This is a genomic window from Pseudoalteromonas sp. Angola-4 (assembly GCF_028599265.1).
GTDB lineage: Bacteria > Pseudomonadota > Gammaproteobacteria > Enterobacterales > Alteromonadaceae > Pseudoalteromonas > Pseudoalteromonas atlantica.
The window spans coordinates 58,608-75,485 of sequence record NZ_JAQREK010000019.1 but is presented as its reverse complement, the minus strand read 5'-3'; the positions used below and the strand labels follow the sequence as shown (position 1 = coordinate 75,485).

Here is a 16,878-nt window from a genome sequence, read left to right as displayed (position 1 = left end):
TCTGCGCCAGTAAGACCTTTACCAGCTTGCAGTTCAGCTAATGCTTTGTTGAAGTCGAAAGATTGAGTCATGTGTCACTCCTGTTTTCTTAATAATACTGAAATGACACAGATTTCTAAACACTACCTAGGTAAACTTAGTCTTAAACCATTATAACCTGCATATTTATTCCACATTGCTTCAGATTCATTTTCTAAAGCACTCCAACTACTGACAAACAAATACTGAGCCCAGTGTTTCTGAGAAATAAGTGAAACTTCCTGCTTATCATCGACTTTATCAAGCCTGTTCAATCGTAAAGTTTTGTTTTTTAATATGCATTCTAATGAATTTATATTTGTATAATGATGAACTAACTCCATGTTCTTTCATAATTTTATATGTCATTCAGAAGCGCATCACTTTATAATATTATACTGGTATTAGTAAGTAACTTAACAAAAGAGCTTTAACCGTGACTCCAAATTTGAGTCAGGCACAATAAACAATTTATCACTTAAATTTGCTTTTTAATACTCAACTTATACGCTTGTTTATTTTTATACATTTGGTGATCGGCCAAATTTAATAACGTATCAAAAGGTTGCTTTTGTTTATTAGTAAAACTTTCGCCTATGCTGAGTGTCAGCGCGCACACGTTGTTTTCTAATAGTGCGTTTTTATACTCAATTTTTATTTTATCAATAATATGGCTAAGCTTACTTCTATCACTAATTTGCATTACTGCTACAAATTCATCGCCGCCTAAACGCCCTACTATATCAGCCTCTCTTAAATGTGTTTTTAAGGTATTTGCTAAGAGGATTAACGCTTGATCGCCTATTTCATGGCCATAAGTGTCGTTTAGTTTTTTAAAGTCGTTTATATCAATAAACAAGCAACACACATCAAAACCTAAACGCAGCGCTAAATTAAGTTTGTGTTGGGCAAGTAAGCTAAGTGCACGGCGATTATAAATATTGGTAAGCGGGTCAAGCATGGCTATTTCGCGCATTTGCTCAAAGCTATAAATAAGGGCTAAATCGTCTTCAATTAAATCACGAAGCTGCTCTATTAGCTCAAAATATTCATCGGTGTAGCTGGTTTTTTTTGAATCTTTTAAACACAAGGTGCCAAATACTTCACCTTCAGGCCAGTGAATTGGCAAGCCTAGGTAGGATTCAACGCCATCTTCAATAACCTCGGGCATGGTATTCCACTGCGTATCGCTGCGGGTATCGCTAACATACAAAGTGTTGTTGTTTTCGGCTACATATTTACAAAATAAGGGAGTTTCGGGAGGGAGTATAGGGTTGGTTTCAAAGTGTGAGCCACCTTCATTAGCTCTAATAACTACACGATAACCTTTACTAGTAGCCTGAACTATATAACCAGAGGGGGCCGAAAAAAGCCCAGTAATAAGATCAATGGTTTTTTGCCATTTATGTAATGATATTTGGCCATCGATACCAGAAAACGCCCACTGATCTGTTTCAAACATAACTATACCTCAGCTATTTAGTGGCCTTAGTATAGCCAAATAAATATGTCTAAGGCTACTTTCTGCGGCGTTTACTTGGTGCTCTTTGCCCGGTAATGCGCTTTTTATCGCGATCTTTACGCGCTTTGTTGGTGTTTTTACGGTTATCTTTAGGTGGCTTGTTTAAATCTGGCTCGTAACCTTCTAGCCATTGTGGTGCTAAACGGGTATCCAGTAGTACTTCAATTTCTTCCAGTAACCACTGCTCGTCAATACTTACCAGCGACATGGCAAGGCCTTGCTCGCCAGCGCGCCCCGTACGGCCAATTCGGTGTACGTAATCTTCTGCTATGTAAGGTAGCTCAAAGTTTATTACATATTTAAGCGCCGGAATATCTAAACCGCGGGCAGCTACATCGGTGGCAACTAAAACCCGCGTTGTGCCTTCTTTAAAGTTTTGTAATGCACGGTCGCGCGCACCTTGTGATTTATCGCCATGGATAGACTCTGTTTTTAAGCCGTCTTTACACATTTCTTTGGCAAGTTTATCGGCCATTTGTTTGGTACGTGTAAATATAAGTACTTGGCGCCAGTTTTTCATGCCAATCATGTGCGATACAAGCTCACGCTTTCGCTCTTCATCAACTGCGTAAATAACTTGCTCTACTTCAACGGCGGCTGAGTTACGTTTATCAACTTCAATCAGCTCGGGGTTTTTAAGTAGTTTTTTACTCAGCTCAAACACGCTGTCATCGAATGTGGCTGAGAACAATAAGGTTTGGCGATCGCCTGGAATGTGGCGCAAAATACGTTTTATTTCATCAATAAAGCCCATATCCAGCATGCGGTCGGCTTCATCAAATACTAACGAATCAACACTTGAAAGCACCACACTGCCTTTAACGATATGATCAAGTAAACGCCCAGGCGTTGCGACTATCACTTGCGCCGTTTTAAGCGCTTTAACTTGCGGGCCAATACTTGCACCGCCATACGCTAAAGCGCCTTGAATATTTGTGTCTTGGGCGTATTTTTCAAAGCTTGCAAACACTTGCTGAGCAAGCTCACGCGTGGGCGTTAAAATAACCACTCGGGCTATGCCTGGCTCATCTTTTTTTGGTGTATTTAAAAGCTTATGTAGTAGTGGTAATACAAAGGCGGCTGTTTTACCTGTGCCTGTTTGCGCGCTGCCCATTACATCGCTGCCCGCTAATATGTGCGGAATAGTTTTAACCTGAATTGCGGTAGGCGTGGTGTAATTATTTTGCTCAATTGCGGTTAGTAATAACGAATCGAGTTTAAGAGATGAGAACGATGTAGCAGACATAAGCTTAGCTTTAAAATAACAAAGAGCGCTATTGTACGCATATTACGGTACTGCGTAAATTAACCAGCTCAGAAAAGTATTCAGCCTAGCTGCATTCGCTAATCAATAAAAAAGGCGCTAAATAACAATGCATTTAGCGCCTTTTTTATACCAATCCGCTTAATTAAGTGATCTATTTTGAGGACAGATAAACGTGTTGATAGCTAGGCAAAAAATTCGCTATTTAGTTGTTCTAAATGAGAATTTTTAACACAGATAGCAACACTTTTAGCCTCTAAAAATGATTAAGTATTATTGCGGATTGGTATTATAATTTAATAACGTTTTAAACCGGTTTTAAGGTGGCTTTTCGCTCATTATAAAACGCGATTAAGTCATCGACCGTTGCTTGGCAGTATTCACGAATACCCGACACCACCATGTGCTTTTCACCAAAACCCACTTTTTCGCCGTTTTCTAGTAAATTAAAGCGCAAGGTAATTTTGCCGCGCTTACCCGTGTACTCAAAACTTGGCTCAGCAAACTCAAGCGTTGGCGTTTGAATATTAATGTTATCAAGGTTAATGATCATCGACTCGTAAATAACCATAGGGCGCGCTGGGTTAATCATTACATTTTGCTTACCCATTAGCGGAATAATTACGTGCGGAAATGCAGCACCAGAAAACTCAACATAATTTTTTATTAAGCTATTAGTAAGTGTTGGGCATTTGCTGGTTTTACCTTCGCGTTTTACCTTTAAAATTACTTTGTCGCCGTTGGTTACATCAAACTCATCATCCCCTTCTGGGAAGTTAAGTTTGGTGTTTTCATCAACCATACCGGCAAAGGTAAATTCCATTCGCTCACTTATACCGTAGCGGTCTAACACTAAAGAAAAAAGTAAGTCTCCTGGCGCGCAAAACTTTTTGGCATCTTTGTCATGAAGTGGGTTGTAATCATCGGCAACGCACTTTGCGAAACGACACCCTTGCTCACGAGAGATAGAAACATAATCAGCATGCTGCTGAAAGTAAGGACTTAACATAGATTGTTCACTGCTTAAACTGCTTATAACCTGCCCATACTACCAGAAAAAATTTAAAGAGAGGTCGAATCACTTACAAATTCATACAATTAACTTAAGAGTAAGTGTTGCACACACCTGTTTTAGTTAGTAATTTAGGTACCAAACTAAATAAGGGACTAATTATTATGTTACGTGTTTTTGCAGTAATAAGCGTACTCACTACTTTGGCTGGATGTTCTAGCGTGACTTTTCATACCGATATAGATAACGATGTTTTATCTGAGGAAATTGGTACGTACGTTAAAAAACGAGATTTACAACAGTTTTATAGCGACCAAGAAGCACACGAAAGTGGCGCCACACTTTTAGGCCGAATTGAAGGCGAAAGCTGCAATGGCGACGGTAGAGGCGACAATAATATAAGCTACAATCACTTAAAATCAAATGCTATAGATTTACTTAAAGCAGATGCAATGCGCAGAGGCGGTAACGCCTTTACTATAAATTCTTGTAGCGAAATCTCTGTATCGTATTGTGACCTGTCTGTTTTATGCAGCGGACAGGCCTACGACTATTAATAAATTATATATTAAGCGCAAAGCTAAGTAGTACGCGCTTTCCCGACTCAATTTTAGATACGCTATGCTCGTATTTGTCGGGTCTAAATAAATACACCCGGTTAAACCAATTAATAATGCATTTTGAGCATTTAAAAACCCCACCAGCTTTAGGTTTTACTAGTACAAAATTAAGTTTGTAGTAGCGCCCTTGCTGTACTGGATCTATATGGTTCATCACACTGTGATGTGTAGGGTAAGTAACTAGGTTTATTGAAAAGGCATTACTGCTAAATAAAGCTTTGTTTTTTACAGGTGCAATCATGCTGCCTCCTTTTAATTTACATGCAGCATTATAGCATTTGCTAAAGCGCCACGGCTTGCGCTAAACAAGATCAAAACGCGATGACATATAGCCAAACGGCCTGAAACAAAAAAGCCGAGCTTAATTAATAAGCTCGGCTTTTTATAAAGTACGACTAAAGATTATGCACTTGGGTATGTGCGGTACGCACGCTCAATATTTTTAGCCTGCTTTTTAGAAATGCCTAAATGAGCAAGCGCTACACGTAAACGCGCACGTGATAAGTCTGAGCCTAAAATTTCCATTGCATCAAGTACTGACGTTGAAGACGTTTTACCCGTGATTGCTACAAATATTGGCTCTAAAAAGTCTTTAATTTTAAGCTCGTGGAATGTAGCAACTTCTTTTGCAATGGCAAAAATAGCTGGCTTATCAAAACTACGTAAACCTTCAAGCTGCCATACAAAAAACTGTAGCGCTTGGCGTATTACGTTTTCGTCAGCTTTGCCCGCCGTTAACAGTGCTGGGTCGTAAGTTGGAATGCCGCCTACAAAATGCCCTGCTAAATCAACCATGTCCGAAAGCGTATTAATGCGTGTTTTAGCTTCTGGTAATACTTTAGCTAGCATTTCGCCATTAAACTTCCAATCAACAAAGCGCTGTACAAGCTCTTCGTCTGTTAGGTTTTCGCGGATCCACATGCCGTTTAACCAGCTTAGCTTATCAACATCAAATACTGGGCCACCAAGTGATACACGCTTCATGTCGAAGTGTTCAATCATCTCGTTAAGAGTGAACTTTTCACGCTCATCTGGCATTGACCAACCCATACGGCCTAAGTAGTTAAGTACGGCCTCTGGTAGGTAACCCATTTCTTTATAGTAATTAATAGACGTTGGGTTTTTACGCTTAGAAAGCTTTGATTTATCTGGATTACGCAGTAGTGGTAAGTGGCCTAGTACTGGAGCTTCCCAACCTAAATCTTCGTAAAGTTTTAATAGTTTAGGTGCTGAGTTAATCCACTCTTCGCCACGGAAAATATGGCTTATTTGCATGTGGTGGTCATCCACTACGTTTGCTAAAAAGTACGTAGGGAATCCATCGGCTTTTAATAGCACTTGCATGTCTACGTTTTCCCACGGGATCTCAATTTCGTCGCGTAGGTAGTCGTTAAATTTAAAAGTGCCTTCGCTTGGTATTTTCATACGAATAACGTAAGGCTTGCCTGCAGCTAGGTTTTCTTTAATTTCATCTTCGGTGAGGTTTAAGCCACGGCCGTCGTATTTAGGGCGCAGACCTTCTGCCATTTGCTCTTCACGCATTTGGTCAAGCTCTTCGCTAGTTGCAAAACAGTAAAATGCTTTACCTTGCTCAACTAATTGGTGTGCGTATTTTTTATATAAATCGCTACGCTCTGATTGACGGTAAGGGCCAAATTCACCACCTACGTCAGGGCCATGATCCCACTCAAGACCTAACCAACGTAAGCTATCCATAATCGCTTGTTCTGACTCTGGCGTGCTACGAACTTGGTCTGTATCTTCAATACGAAGCACAAACTCGCCACCTTGTTGTTTAGCAAAACAGTAGTTAAATAAAGCAATATAAGCGGTGCCAAGATGCGGGTCACCTGTTGGAGATGGGGCAACACGAGTACGGATTGTCATGATAATGTCTCTTTTAATAAGTGAGATAAAAATTAAGGGGGTCGTTTAAGCCGCTACTTTGTTTAAGTAAGCAATAATATCGTTAGATTCGTATAGCCACTCTACTTGGCCATTTTTTTCTATACGTAAGCATGGCACTTTAATTTTGCCGCCTTGCTCTAACAGCTCTTGACGAAATTGTTGATTATTTTTTGCATCACGCGTTTCTATTTTTAAGCCTTCGCGCTTAATTGCACGGCGTACTTTTACGCAAAACGGGCATGCTTTAAATTGATAAAGTTTAAATTGTGAGGTTTGCTGATCAAGCTGCGCTTGCACATCGCTTGCACGCTTTTTACTGCGAGGAGTAAATACAAAATTAAAGAATAAAATTATACAACCTAAAAACCAACGAACGAATTTCATGTTTTGTGCCTGCCTACAACAATTTAAGGAGCCAGATTTTAGCACAAATTTACAATCAAAAAAGCTCAATACTATTATCGGTGGTCACTTCTTCATTTACATCAAGCTCGCTATAAGCAGTCACTTTATTACGGCCGCTATTTTTAGAATGATACAGCGCCATATCTGCTTGGTTTACGATACTAGATACAGTATCAATACTTGCCAGCTCTAAAAAGCCAATACTTATTGTAAGCTGCCCAACTTGCGGAAAAGGATACTCAGCAATATTTGAGCGTAAACGGTTAAGTGCTATATGTGCTTGTGCCTCGGTTTTGGTTTGAAATAACACCGCAAACTCTTCGCCACCATACCTAAATACGTAGTCTTCTAGCCTAAAGTTATTTTTTAACAACCGCGCCACAAGTAAAATAACTTCATCGCCTATTACATGGCCGTAGCTGTCGTTTACGCGTTTAAAGTGATCGATATCTGCAATGGCTAAATACCATCGTCGCTTTTCGTTGGTATCATCACGGGGTAATAAAAAACCTTTGCCTGAGACAATTTCGATCACTTTTTTATCAAAGGTTTGTCTATTTAAAAGCTCGGTTAAAGGGTCTAACCGCGATTTATGTAATAGCCCTAGCTGGTTGGCATAAATATTTAAAATATGCACGGCGAGCATTGTGGTGGTTTGCGCTAACTCTTTTGTGGTTTCTATTAGTAATATGCCAATTACTTTACCAAAGTAATACACCGGCACATACGTAGTTACTACACCTAAGGCACGGCTTACTCTTATTTTGTTTTGGGTTACTTTATTAAGCAGCGCTAAGGCTTCGTTAGACTCTAATACTTCAAGGCGGGTGTGGGTGTTTATAAGCGTAGGCGGTAATTGCGCACTAAAGTGCTTATTAATATAAATAGCAAAATTTTCAACTTCGAGTAGGTCGCCAATAATCTGCACTAATGATGCATCTAAATCACTTTCTTCTTCTTGCTGAGTTAGACTGATTATCCATTCGTGCCCGCAATTGTTTGCCTTCATTAGTTTGCCTAAACTGTTTTAACTTCAATCAGTTTAGACAAAATCATCAACTTTGCTAATTAATTAACCAATACTTTTTAATTAGGTCGCATTGAGCTATGTGGATTAAAGTTTGTTTTAGCTAAGCGTTATTAAATCATAGCGCGAGCTTTGTAACTTAGTGAGCTCAATAACTACTGCGCTGTTATTTAATAACTTACATACAGCAGAACCTAAAACAGCCTATGCTTTGCATTTATGTTTTTGTACAACCAGTTATTCTAAACACAACATAGGCTCTGCCTTGCTTAAATACCGAATATACGGCCGCAACACGCGCTATTTAAAAAGCTAAAGCAAAACCAAAATAAAACTAAAGCAAAACTAAGTCGTCTCTGTGTAGCACCACAGCGCCACTATCAAAGTCGAGTAGCTCACCTATTTGCTCTGAATGAGCACCTTTAATTTTATTTACTTCAACTTGATTAAAACGTGTTAACCCTCGTGCAATAACTTGGTTGTTGGCGTCTATTAAATCTATTAAGTCGCCCCGCTCAAAACGGCCAAACGCATTGGTTATGCCTTTTGCCAGCAGGCTTGCCCCTTTGTTTTGTAGCGCCGAAATAGCCCCTTTATCAATCATAATTTGGCCGGTACTTTTAGGCCCGGCCATTAGCCATTTTTTACGGCCATCTTTTGGCGCAGTAAGTTTTAAAAACCGCGTACCGGGTAATTGCTCACTCATGCATTTTAAAATAACATTATTGCCAGCGCCTTTTGCAATAATAACCTCTACCCCTGCGCGCCTTGCTACGTCGGCGGCTTGTAGTTTTGTGGCCATACCGCCGGTGCCTAAACTTGTACCGCTACCACCAGCCAGTTGGCGTAACTCATCGTTTATATGAGTGACTTCGTCAATCAGTTTTGCGTCGGTATTTGTGCGCGGATCGCTGGTAAATAAACCTTCTTGATCGGTAAGCAGTAATAGCTTATTGGCATTAGCTAAAATAGCCACCAGCGCCGATAAATTATCGTTATCGCCTACTTTTATTTCGGCGGTTGCTACCGCGTCGTTTTCATTAATAATAGGCACCACATCGTGGCTTAATAACGCATTTAAGGTGTCGCGCGCATTTAAATAGCGTTCGCGGTCATCTACGTCTGCACGGGTAAGCAGCATTTGCCCTACGTTTATGCCATACAAGGCAAATAAGCTTTGCCAAATATGTATAAGCTGGCCTTGCCCTACGGCTGCCAACATTTGTTTATCTATTAGGCCGCGGCCACAGGGTTTAATAAGTTGTTCGCGACCCGCAGCAACCGCGCCACTTGATACTAATATAACTTGGTGGCCTTGCTTTTTAAGTTCGCTACATTGGCGAACCAGCTCAACCATATGGGCTTTATCTAACTTATCGGTGCCGCCGGTCAGTACACTTGTACCAAGCTTAACAACAATTACCTGTTCCCTACGCATTATTATTTACTATTAAAATGAAAGATAAATAAACTTATACCAGCTCGGTATTTTTGAACAAGTTAAAATTATTCATGCTAGGATCGGCGTTAATTTAATTTGATAAAATTTCATTTATGCCAGCCAGTTTATGCCTAATTATTGCCACCTTTTTATGGGGTAGCTCCTTTATTGCACTTAAGTATGCTATTGCCGTTTACGACCCTGCACTAGTTATATTTTTACGCATGCTAACCACCTTAGTTTTATCGCTGTGTTTATGGCGTTATGTAATTAGGTTTGAGTATTTAAAAGGCGATTGGAAGTACTTATTAGGTATGTCGCTCGCAGAGCCATGCTTGTACTTTTTATTTGAAGGCCATGCAATGGAATACACCTCGGCCTCTCAGGCGGGAGTTATTGTTTCGTGTTTGCCTATTATTGTGGCGTTGATGGCGTTTTTTATGCTTAAAGAGTATATAAGTAAAGCCATTGTGATTGGGTTTACCCTGTGTATTGGCGGCAGTATTTTACTTACTTTACTTTCACCAAATACCGATCAGGCCCCTAATCCATTATTGGGTAACTTTTTAGAACTTATGGCTATGGTATGCGCGGCGTTTTACACCATTAGCATTAAGCACTTAGCCAATCGCTACTCGCCGTTAACGCTAATTGCTTTACAAGGCATAAGCGGCAGTGTGTTTTTTGCACCGTTTTTGTTTTTTATCGACTTACCCAGCGAAAACCAGCATGACCTAACCGCCCTTATGAGCATTTTGTATTTAGGCTCGTTTGTCACCTTAGGTGGCTATGGTATGTATAACTATGCAATTGGCAAAGTGTCGGTATTAACGGCTGCGGCTTATTCAAATTTAATTCCTATTTTTACACTTATTTTATCGGCCATTATTTTGGGTGAGGTACTCGATTTTTGGCAATGGGTGAGTATATTTGTTGTTTTTGCAGGGGTGATGATAAGCCAACGACATCAAGAGCTGGTGGTAGATATACCGCTTAATGAAGCTGGCGATGACCCTATCAACTCAGCCGATACAAGCCATCTTAAATCAGTACCCGATGCCAGCGAGTCAAAAGGGTAACAGGTTAATAAATAAAGGCCTGGGGTTTGTAAAAACGCCTGCTGGGATTGATGAATAACCTCAATCCCCTTCACTTTATAATGCTGTATTACGCCGCTTTGCAGCTGCAGCGTAAACGTTTCACCCACTTTGGTGTGTTTTAAAAATGCAAAGTGGGTATCGTTGTGACCCGCTATTAACGCACCGCCATGTTTATCTCCAAGCTTTGCCCCTGGCAAAAAGTGGCTTGGTGCAAATGCTAAATTACGACCACTTGCCCCAGCTAAAACGCTAAGCACTTTATTATGCACAGGCCAGTTAAGCTGCGCGGTTACAAAGCTGTCGGCGTAAAACCACGGTTTAACGCGAGCGTGTGGCGTAATAAGCGCCTCTTGCCAGGCCTGCTCTATTAATACTTGGGCAAGCCATGCCTTGGCTTGCATATAAGCACCATGAGAAAACAGCCCCAGCCCGGCGATTAATAAGCCCGCACTTAGCCACTTTTTCATTTAAGCCCTCGGTTTATTTTAAACGCGCCATAGCCAAGTAATAAAATGCAGCCCAGCAATATGTACAGTCGGCTTTGCCCATCGGTTTGTGGTAAACGCATAGCCAGTCCTTGTGGCGCTGCGTTCTTAGCCAGTGCCGTTTGCTTTGCAGGCTCGTTTATTTGAGTGTGTTCAATAGCTATAAAAGCAGTAAACGGACTCAGTAGTTGATGTGTGAGCGCCAGCCCCTGCACCTCATTTTTAACTGACTGACGGTCATTATACAAAAGCAACGATTTAATTTTTTGGCGCGCCCACAGCTTATCAATCCCTTTTGCGCTGGCGCTATTTTGTGCGCTTAGCTTTATATTTAAAGGGCCTTGAGCGGTTTGCCCACTAAGCGTAATTTGATTCGTATCATTTAGTTTTATAGCCACCATTATTGGCTCGCCAAAATATAAATCAGGCAAAGGTGATGGCCAAAAATCTAAACTGTGAGTGCTTTCATCGCGAAGTGCTAAATTAGTGATAGCGGGATGAGCAAGCTTATCAAATAACTGCTGCATTTTAGGCTGCACCTCATTTGTGCTGCCAATAAACGTAAATGACCCTTTACCTATATCAGCTGCGCGGCGCATAAAAAAGCTATTGGGTGCACTGCCAATGCCTACAGTAAATAAGCGGCTATCACCCAATTTACGCTGAATATTTTTAAATAAGGCATCTTCGTTACTCACACTGCCATCCGTTAAAAACACCACTTGGCGTACAAAGCCTTCAAAGCTGCTGCCATCAAGTACCGCATCAAGCGCACCTTGTATTTCGGTACCACCGTCGGCCTCTAGGCTATAAATAAAGCGCTCAGCGCGGCGTAAGTTAAAGTCACTAGCAATAAGGGGTTTATCGCTCATGGGGGTAACCACGTTATCAAAGCCAATAATGTTAAAACTGTCGTCGCTATCAAGCAAAGACAGCGCATAAAACAGGGCCTTTTTAGCTTGCTCCATAGATTGCCCGTGCATAGAGCCTGAGGTATCTACAACAAACACCATTTCGCGAGGTAGGCGCTGCGTTTGTGTAAAGTGATCTGCTGGCGGCATTAGCATAGCAAGCCCGTATCGGTCGCCATTTTCAAACTGCTGGGTAAAAAATGCTGCTTGTGCGCTTTCTTTTTGCAGCGGTTTAAACTCAAGTACAAAGTCGCGATTGGCCCCCGCTTGCTCATTTAAAGCAACCGTATATTGCCCAAAGGCCGGGTTTTGTACTTCTACACGATGAAATTTAGACGTTATATCTACAAGCTCTAAGCCTACATCTATATTAATATTTAAACTAAATTGGCTGTTTGGCGCCTCACTGTGCTGCGTTTTGCTATACACAGGGCTTAACCACCCCTGAGGAGCATGGGTTAGGCTAGTTTGCTCAGCTTCAATATTTGCGCTTATTGTGTGATAGCGCGGCGTAATGGTACTTGGGAAGCGAATAGCAAATGTGCCATTGCTGTAATCAATGATCTCTTGGTATTCAAGCTCTATCACAATTTGCTCGCCAGGGCCTATATTTGCCACGTTAGTAATAAACATATTAGCGCGCTGCTGGCGTACAAGTGCGGCTTGCTTGCCAGCATTTTTAGCTGCCTGATACTTTTTTTCGGCCTCTACTTTTTTATCTATTTGGCCTTTTATGACTCGCTCACCTATGTGCATCGTCATCGCATGTACGGCGCTTTCATCAGGTAACGGAAACACATAACGCGCATTTACCGCAAACGGATTATCGTTTTGATAAGTTTGCTTAACGACCACGTGATTTATCAGCCCGGTTAGGGTCATGTTAGCATCGCTTTTTAATATAATTGCCGGCGCGACAGGTGTACCGCTGCTGTCAAAAAGTTCAAGCTTGGGCGACTGTGCACGGCTATTAAAACTAAGTAGAAGCACAGCCACTAAGAAAATAAAAATGCTTACTTTAGTAAGCATTTTGGTTGGGTTACTCAACATAAAATCACTCCATCGAACGCTTAACTTTACTCAAATAAAAGTGGCTTTAGTTACTTGCCGTTTGGCCATTTGCTGGATTTATTGGGCGAGTGGTAAGCGTTACGCGTCGATCAAAAAAGTTATCTTCTACGGTATTGCTGCGCGCTAATGTTTGATGCTCGCCAAAAGCGTGCGCACTTAAACGTGTATGGCTAACACCGTGCTTTATAAGGTAACTTTGCACTGCGTTTACACGTTTTTTAGACAATAAAAGGTTCGCTTGCTCATCACCGCGCTGATCGGCAAAGCCACTTAAATCTAATGCTAGTTGCGGCTGATTTTTTAACAGCACCACAAGCTGGTCTAACTGCGTAGCAAAGTGCGGGGCAATAGCACTTGAGCCGGTTTTAAATTGTACCGTCATGGCAAGTAAGTTATTTATTTGCGATTGTGTTAACTGCTCATTTTGATTAGTCAGTACATCTAACTGCTGCTCTAGCCTATTGTTTTGATTAAGTACCTGTTGGTAGTCACTGGTTTTTTGCTGCATCACTGTTATTGCTCTCTGCTGCTGGGCAATTTTGTCATCAGCTACTTTTGAATCACCAATTAAGCCCCCGGCAAATGCGCCAATAAAAGCACCAATTGGCCCACCAACGACACCACCAATAATGGCGCCAGTACCTAAGCCGATGGCAGTTTCTTTATGTGCTTCTTTAGAAGGGGTGTTAGCGGCTGCTGCAAATGCAGGTGTACACACTGTGGCTACTAGCGTTAATGCGATTAATGTCTTCTTCATAATGTAATCCTTAAACTTGTTTTAATTTGTGATGTTTTGTTTTGATGGTTGTATTAAAACAGCTGCAAGTGGCAACAAAGGGGAGCAAAAATGGCAAACCGCTGAGCAATTGTGGCAAAAAAATGGCAATTGCCTTTTTAAGCGTACATAACTGAAAAACTTCGATATAGTGCGTTTTAAATAAATAAGGGTGAGTAGAATGAAAAAAATAGCCATCATTGAAGATGAAACCGCCATCCGCGAAAACTATATTGAAATGCTTAGCGCCCAAGGTTATCAGGTAAGTGGTTTTGCTAACCGCGTCAGCGCAGAGATTGCATTTAAAGACGCCCTACCCGATTTAGCCATTGTTGATATTGGTTTAGGTCACGAAATAGACGGCGGTTTTTTGCTTTGCCAAACCTTGCGTACGCTTTCTAAAACACTGCCTATTATTTTTTTAACCGCCCGCGATAGCGAAATAGATACTGTGTGTGGCCTGCGTATGGGCGCCGATGACTACCTAACAAAAGATATTAGTTTAGCCCACTTGGCTGCCAGAATAGGCGCGCTATTTAGACGCATGGAAGCGCTTGAGCAGCCCGCCGATGCCAATGCATTAATTACACGCGGCCAGTTAACGCTCGACACTCAGCGCATGCAAGTATTTTGGCAGCAGCAATTGGTTGATTTAACCGTGACCGAATTTTGGATGTTGCACTCACTTGCGCAGCGCCCAGGCCATGTAAAAAGCCGTAACGATTTAATGAGCGATGCAAAAATTTACGTAGACGACAGCACTATCACCTCGCATGTAAAACGCATTCGTAAAAAGTTTATCGCCCTTGATAACAACTTTGACTGCATAGATACGGTGTACGGCATGGGCTACAGGTGGGAACAACGCTAATGTTACGATTTGGCCTGCGCAGTAAATTTATATTACTGTCGTGTTTTTTGTTTTTACTGCCTTGGCTTGGCTACGAGTACGTGTGGGAAATGGAAAAGTTTTTACGCCAAGGCCAAGAAAAAACCCTCGTAGGCACCACTCGCGCGCTCGCTACCGCCCTGCATGAGCGCCCAGCCCTTTTTGATGAGCAAACCAACTTTTTAGACCAGGTAGTAAAAGGGCGCGACTTATATGCGTACAATCTTAAAAATGCCATTCAACTCGATGGCAAACTGAGCGACTGGCAAAGCTATCAACCACTCTTTTGGCATTACGATAAACGCTATTTACAAAAAGCAGACAAGGAGCATAAAGCTGAGGATTTATCGTTTGATCATATGGTTGGCAAGTTTGATAACTATTTATATGCCGTGTTTAAAGTAACTGACGATCACCTTGTATATCGTGCTAAAAATAGTTTAAGCATTACTAATAACGACCATTTAATAATTGGCCTAAAAAGCCCCTACGGAGATTTTAATACGTACATTATTGCCCCACGCCAAGATGGCTGGGTAAATGCGTTTGATGCTAATACCAAAACACCGTTTACAAAAATTCAGGGCTATTTTATACGCACTGAATCGGGATATAACGTAGAGCTGCGCTTTCCTATAAATATGCTTGGTAACAAGCTAGGCTTTGCCGTGGTCGATATTGACACAAAAAAAGCGCCGCTCGATTTTAAAACAATGTCGACCTCTAATTTAAATAACCCAAGCGATTTAGGCTCGGTATTGGTGCCCTCACCAGAAATTAACCGAATTTTAAAAGGTATGGGTCACAGTGGTAGCCGTATTTGGGTGGTTGATAATCATCATCGTGTATTAGCGCAGTCGGGCACAATTCAAAATGCCGATGGCGTATGGGCCGACGGCCTTAAAAACCAGCCGCCTAAAAATGCCTGGCAACGCTTTGAGCAAACGTATTTGCACCCGCTTTATTATAAAATTTTAACTCGCCCAGAAAACGAATTTTTAGATACCCTGCACGATGTTGCCTCAATGCAAGGCACGCATTTAGCTAAGGCACTGAAGGGGCAACCAGCGTCGTCTTGGCGGTTAACGCCCGACAGTAAAGCCGTTATTTTATCGGCGGCTTACCCTATTTGGATAGAAGATAAAGTGATTGGCGCAGTAATCGCCGAGGAAACCACTAACGGTGTACGCACCCTGCGTAATAAATCGCTCGAAAAGCTTTTTAACGTTATTTTAGCGGTGATGCTAATTGGCACCGTTACGTTGTTCTTTTTTGCCTCGCGTATTTCGAGCCGCATTAGGCGACTGCGCGACACCGCAGAGCAAGCTATTGATGCCCAAGGGCGTATTACCGGCAGTATTAATTACAGCGACTCAAACGATGAAATAGGCGACCTTTCACGAAGTTTTGCCAATATAGTTGGCCGCTTAGGCGGGTACACGAATTATTTAGAAAATATGTCATCGCGGTTATCTCATGAGCTACGTACACCGGTGGCTGTGGTTCGCTCTTCTTTAGAAAACCTACAAAGCTTGGAGCAAAATGAGCTTAGCCAAAAATACCTAGAGCGAGCTAGTGAAGGGGTTGAGCGCTTAGGTAAAATAATAACCACCATGAGCGAAGCCACGCGCCTTGAACAAAGCATTCAAAGCAACGAGAGCGAGCCGTTTGATTTACAAAAAGTAATTAATGGCTGTATGCAAGGCTACCAGCTCACTTACCCTGAGCAGTTATTTGACCTTGATGTATGCCAAAGCCCTTTACCTATGCAAGGTGCTCCCGAATTTATAGCTCAGCTACTTGATAAGCTTATTAATAATGCGCTGGAATTTAGTGAAGCAAATACAGCTATTAATGTAGGTCTTAAGCAGAGCGAAAATAAAGCAATATTAACAGTGAGTAATACAGGCCCCGCCCTGCCTGAAGGGCTAACTGAGCATATTTTTGATTCTATGGTGTCGGTACGCAGCCAGCAGATGCAGCAACAACCGCACTTAGGCTTGGGGCTTTATATTGTAAGGCTGGTGTGTGATTACCATAAAGGCAGTGTCACTGCGCAAAACAACGAGTGCGGTAATGGCGTGGTGTTTAAAGTAACCCTGCCTTTACAAAGCTAGGCTGTGCATAAAGTGGCGCCCTGCTGAGCCGCCCTTATTTTTTGCACATCGATTACAAATTACTACAACTTAAAATGTAACTATTCACTTTTAATTCAGTCAAACGGCCATACCCTGAACGCTAATTAAGGAGAATAGATCATGAACAACCCACTTGAGCGTGAAGAGATCGAATTTATTTTTGATCTATACAGGCCCCAAGAACAAGCACCTAGCTTACCTTCAGAGCCTGCCACCTCTACATATAAAAACTTACGACAGCCAGAACAAGTTAAAAACGAAGGCGTGTCTGAATACCTCAGCTAGGGTATTG

At 41.6% G+C, this 16,878-nt stretch carries 16 protein-coding genes; 5 read left to right on the top strand and 11 right to left on the bottom strand.

Features of this window, described 5'->3' with window-relative positions; all coding sequences use genetic code 11:
- Positions 1 to 496: 496 nt before the first annotated feature.
- The 3 genes from PSH48_RS17860 to PSH48_RS17850 form a co-directional block, all read right to left on the bottom strand.
- Positions 497 to 1,480, bottom strand: coding sequence for a sensor domain-containing diguanylate cyclase (locus tag PSH48_RS17860; protein ID WP_273612000.1), 984 nt, complete (start codon positions 1,478 to 1,480; stop codon positions 497 to 499).
- 55 nt (positions 1,481 to 1,535) lie between these two features.
- A complete protein-coding gene (locus PSH48_RS17855) occupies positions 1,536 to 2,786 on the bottom strand; it encodes a DEAD/DEAH box helicase (RefSeq protein ID WP_273611999.1) in 1,251 nt (416 codons plus the stop codon).
- A gap of 325 nt (positions 2,787 to 3,111) precedes the next feature.
- Complete coding sequence (locus PSH48_RS17850; protein ID WP_096739166.1) at positions 3,112 to 3,813, bottom strand: DUF3581 domain-containing protein; 702 nt, start codon at positions 3,811 to 3,813, stop codon at positions 3,112 to 3,114.
- Between the two features lie 167 nt (positions 3,814 to 3,980).
- Here PSH48_RS17850 and PSH48_RS17845 point away from each other — a divergent pair, with 167 nt between their 5' ends.
- Positions 3,981 to 4,373 (top strand): hypothetical protein, encoded by a 393-nt coding sequence (locus tag PSH48_RS17845; protein ID WP_273611998.1) that lies wholly within the window; start codon positions 3,981 to 3,983, stop codon positions 4,371 to 4,373.
- Between the two features lie 4 nt (positions 4,374 to 4,377).
- Here PSH48_RS17845 and PSH48_RS17840 read toward each other — a convergent pair whose 3' ends face one another.
- The 5 genes from PSH48_RS17840 to proB form a co-directional block, all read right to left on the bottom strand.
- Complete coding sequence (locus PSH48_RS17840; RefSeq protein ID WP_024033163.1) at positions 4,378 to 4,677, bottom strand: hypothetical protein; 300 nt, start codon at positions 4,675 to 4,677, stop codon at positions 4,378 to 4,380.
- A gap of 161 nt (positions 4,678 to 4,838) precedes the next feature.
- Positions 4,839 to 6,323 carry a glutamate--tRNA ligase gene (gene gltX, locus PSH48_RS17835; protein WP_273611997.1) on the bottom strand — a complete coding sequence of 495 codons (1,485 nt, stop codon included), beginning with the start codon at positions 6,321 to 6,323 and terminating at the stop codon, positions 4,839 to 4,841.
- A gap of 45 nt (positions 6,324 to 6,368) precedes the next feature.
- Positions 6,369 to 6,728 carry a glutaredoxin domain-containing protein gene (locus PSH48_RS17830; protein ID WP_004586118.1) on the bottom strand — a complete coding sequence of 120 codons (360 nt, stop codon included), beginning with the start codon at positions 6,726 to 6,728 and terminating at the stop codon, positions 6,369 to 6,371.
- A 55-nt stretch (positions 6,729 to 6,783) separates the two neighbouring features.
- Entirely contained in the window at positions 6,784 to 7,758 is a 975-nt protein-coding gene (locus PSH48_RS17825) for a GGDEF domain-containing protein (protein WP_273611996.1), read from the bottom strand.
- A gap of 352 nt (positions 7,759 to 8,110) precedes the next feature.
- On the bottom strand, positions 8,111 to 9,214 hold the full coding sequence (gene proB, locus PSH48_RS17820) for a glutamate 5-kinase (RefSeq protein WP_024033166.1): 1,104 nt from the start codon (positions 9,212 to 9,214) through the stop codon (positions 8,111 to 8,113).
- Positions 9,215 to 9,330: 116 nt separating this feature from the next.
- Between proB and PSH48_RS17815 the strand changes: the two genes are divergently transcribed.
- A complete protein-coding gene (locus tag PSH48_RS17815; RefSeq protein WP_054982757.1) occupies positions 9,331 to 10,296 on the top strand; it encodes a DMT family transporter in 966 nt (321 codons plus the stop codon).
- Here the strand turns inward: PSH48_RS17815 and PSH48_RS17810 are convergent.
- From PSH48_RS17810 to pdsO, 3 genes are read right to left on the bottom strand one after another with little or no spacing between them, the layout of a single operon-like run.
- Complete coding sequence (locus PSH48_RS17810; protein WP_054982758.1) at positions 10,185 to 10,784, bottom strand: class GN sortase; 600 nt, start codon at positions 10,782 to 10,784, stop codon at positions 10,185 to 10,187. The two genes, PSH48_RS17815 and PSH48_RS17810, sit on opposite strands and share 112 nt — an antisense overlap.
- The gene (locus tag PSH48_RS17805) at positions 10,781 to 12,763 is read right to left on the bottom strand and encodes a marine proteobacterial sortase target protein (protein WP_273611995.1); all 1,983 of its coding nucleotides are present in this window, start codon (positions 12,761 to 12,763) and stop codon (positions 10,781 to 10,783) included. Before PSH48_RS17805 ends, PSH48_RS17810 begins: the two co-directional genes overlap by 4 nt.
- A gap of 46 nt (positions 12,764 to 12,809) precedes the next feature.
- Entirely contained in the window at positions 12,810 to 13,541 is a 732-nt protein-coding gene (pdsO, locus tag PSH48_RS17800; protein WP_273611994.1) for a sortase-associated OmpA-like protein PdsO, read from the bottom strand.
- 199 nt (positions 13,542 to 13,740) lie between these two features.
- Here pdsO and pdsR point away from each other — a divergent pair, with 199 nt between their 5' ends.
- The 3 genes from pdsR to PSH48_RS17785 all read left to right on the top strand — a co-directional run bounded on the left by pdsR (position 13,741) and on the right by PSH48_RS17785 (position 16,871).
- A complete protein-coding gene (pdsR, locus tag PSH48_RS17795; RefSeq protein ID WP_004586111.1) occupies positions 13,741 to 14,430 on the top strand; it encodes a proteobacterial dedicated sortase system response regulator in 690 nt (229 codons plus the stop codon).
- The gene (gene pdsS, locus PSH48_RS17790; RefSeq protein WP_273611993.1) at positions 14,430 to 16,565 is read left to right on the top strand and encodes a proteobacterial dedicated sortase system histidine kinase; all 2,136 of its coding nucleotides are present in this window, start codon (positions 14,430 to 14,432) and stop codon (positions 16,563 to 16,565) included. Before pdsR ends, pdsS begins: the two co-directional genes overlap by 1 nt.
- A 141-nt stretch (positions 16,566 to 16,706) precedes the next feature.
- Entirely contained in the window at positions 16,707 to 16,871 is a 165-nt protein-coding gene (locus PSH48_RS17785; protein WP_024033174.1) for a hypothetical protein, read from the top strand.
- Positions 16,872 to 16,878 lie beyond the last annotated feature (7 nt).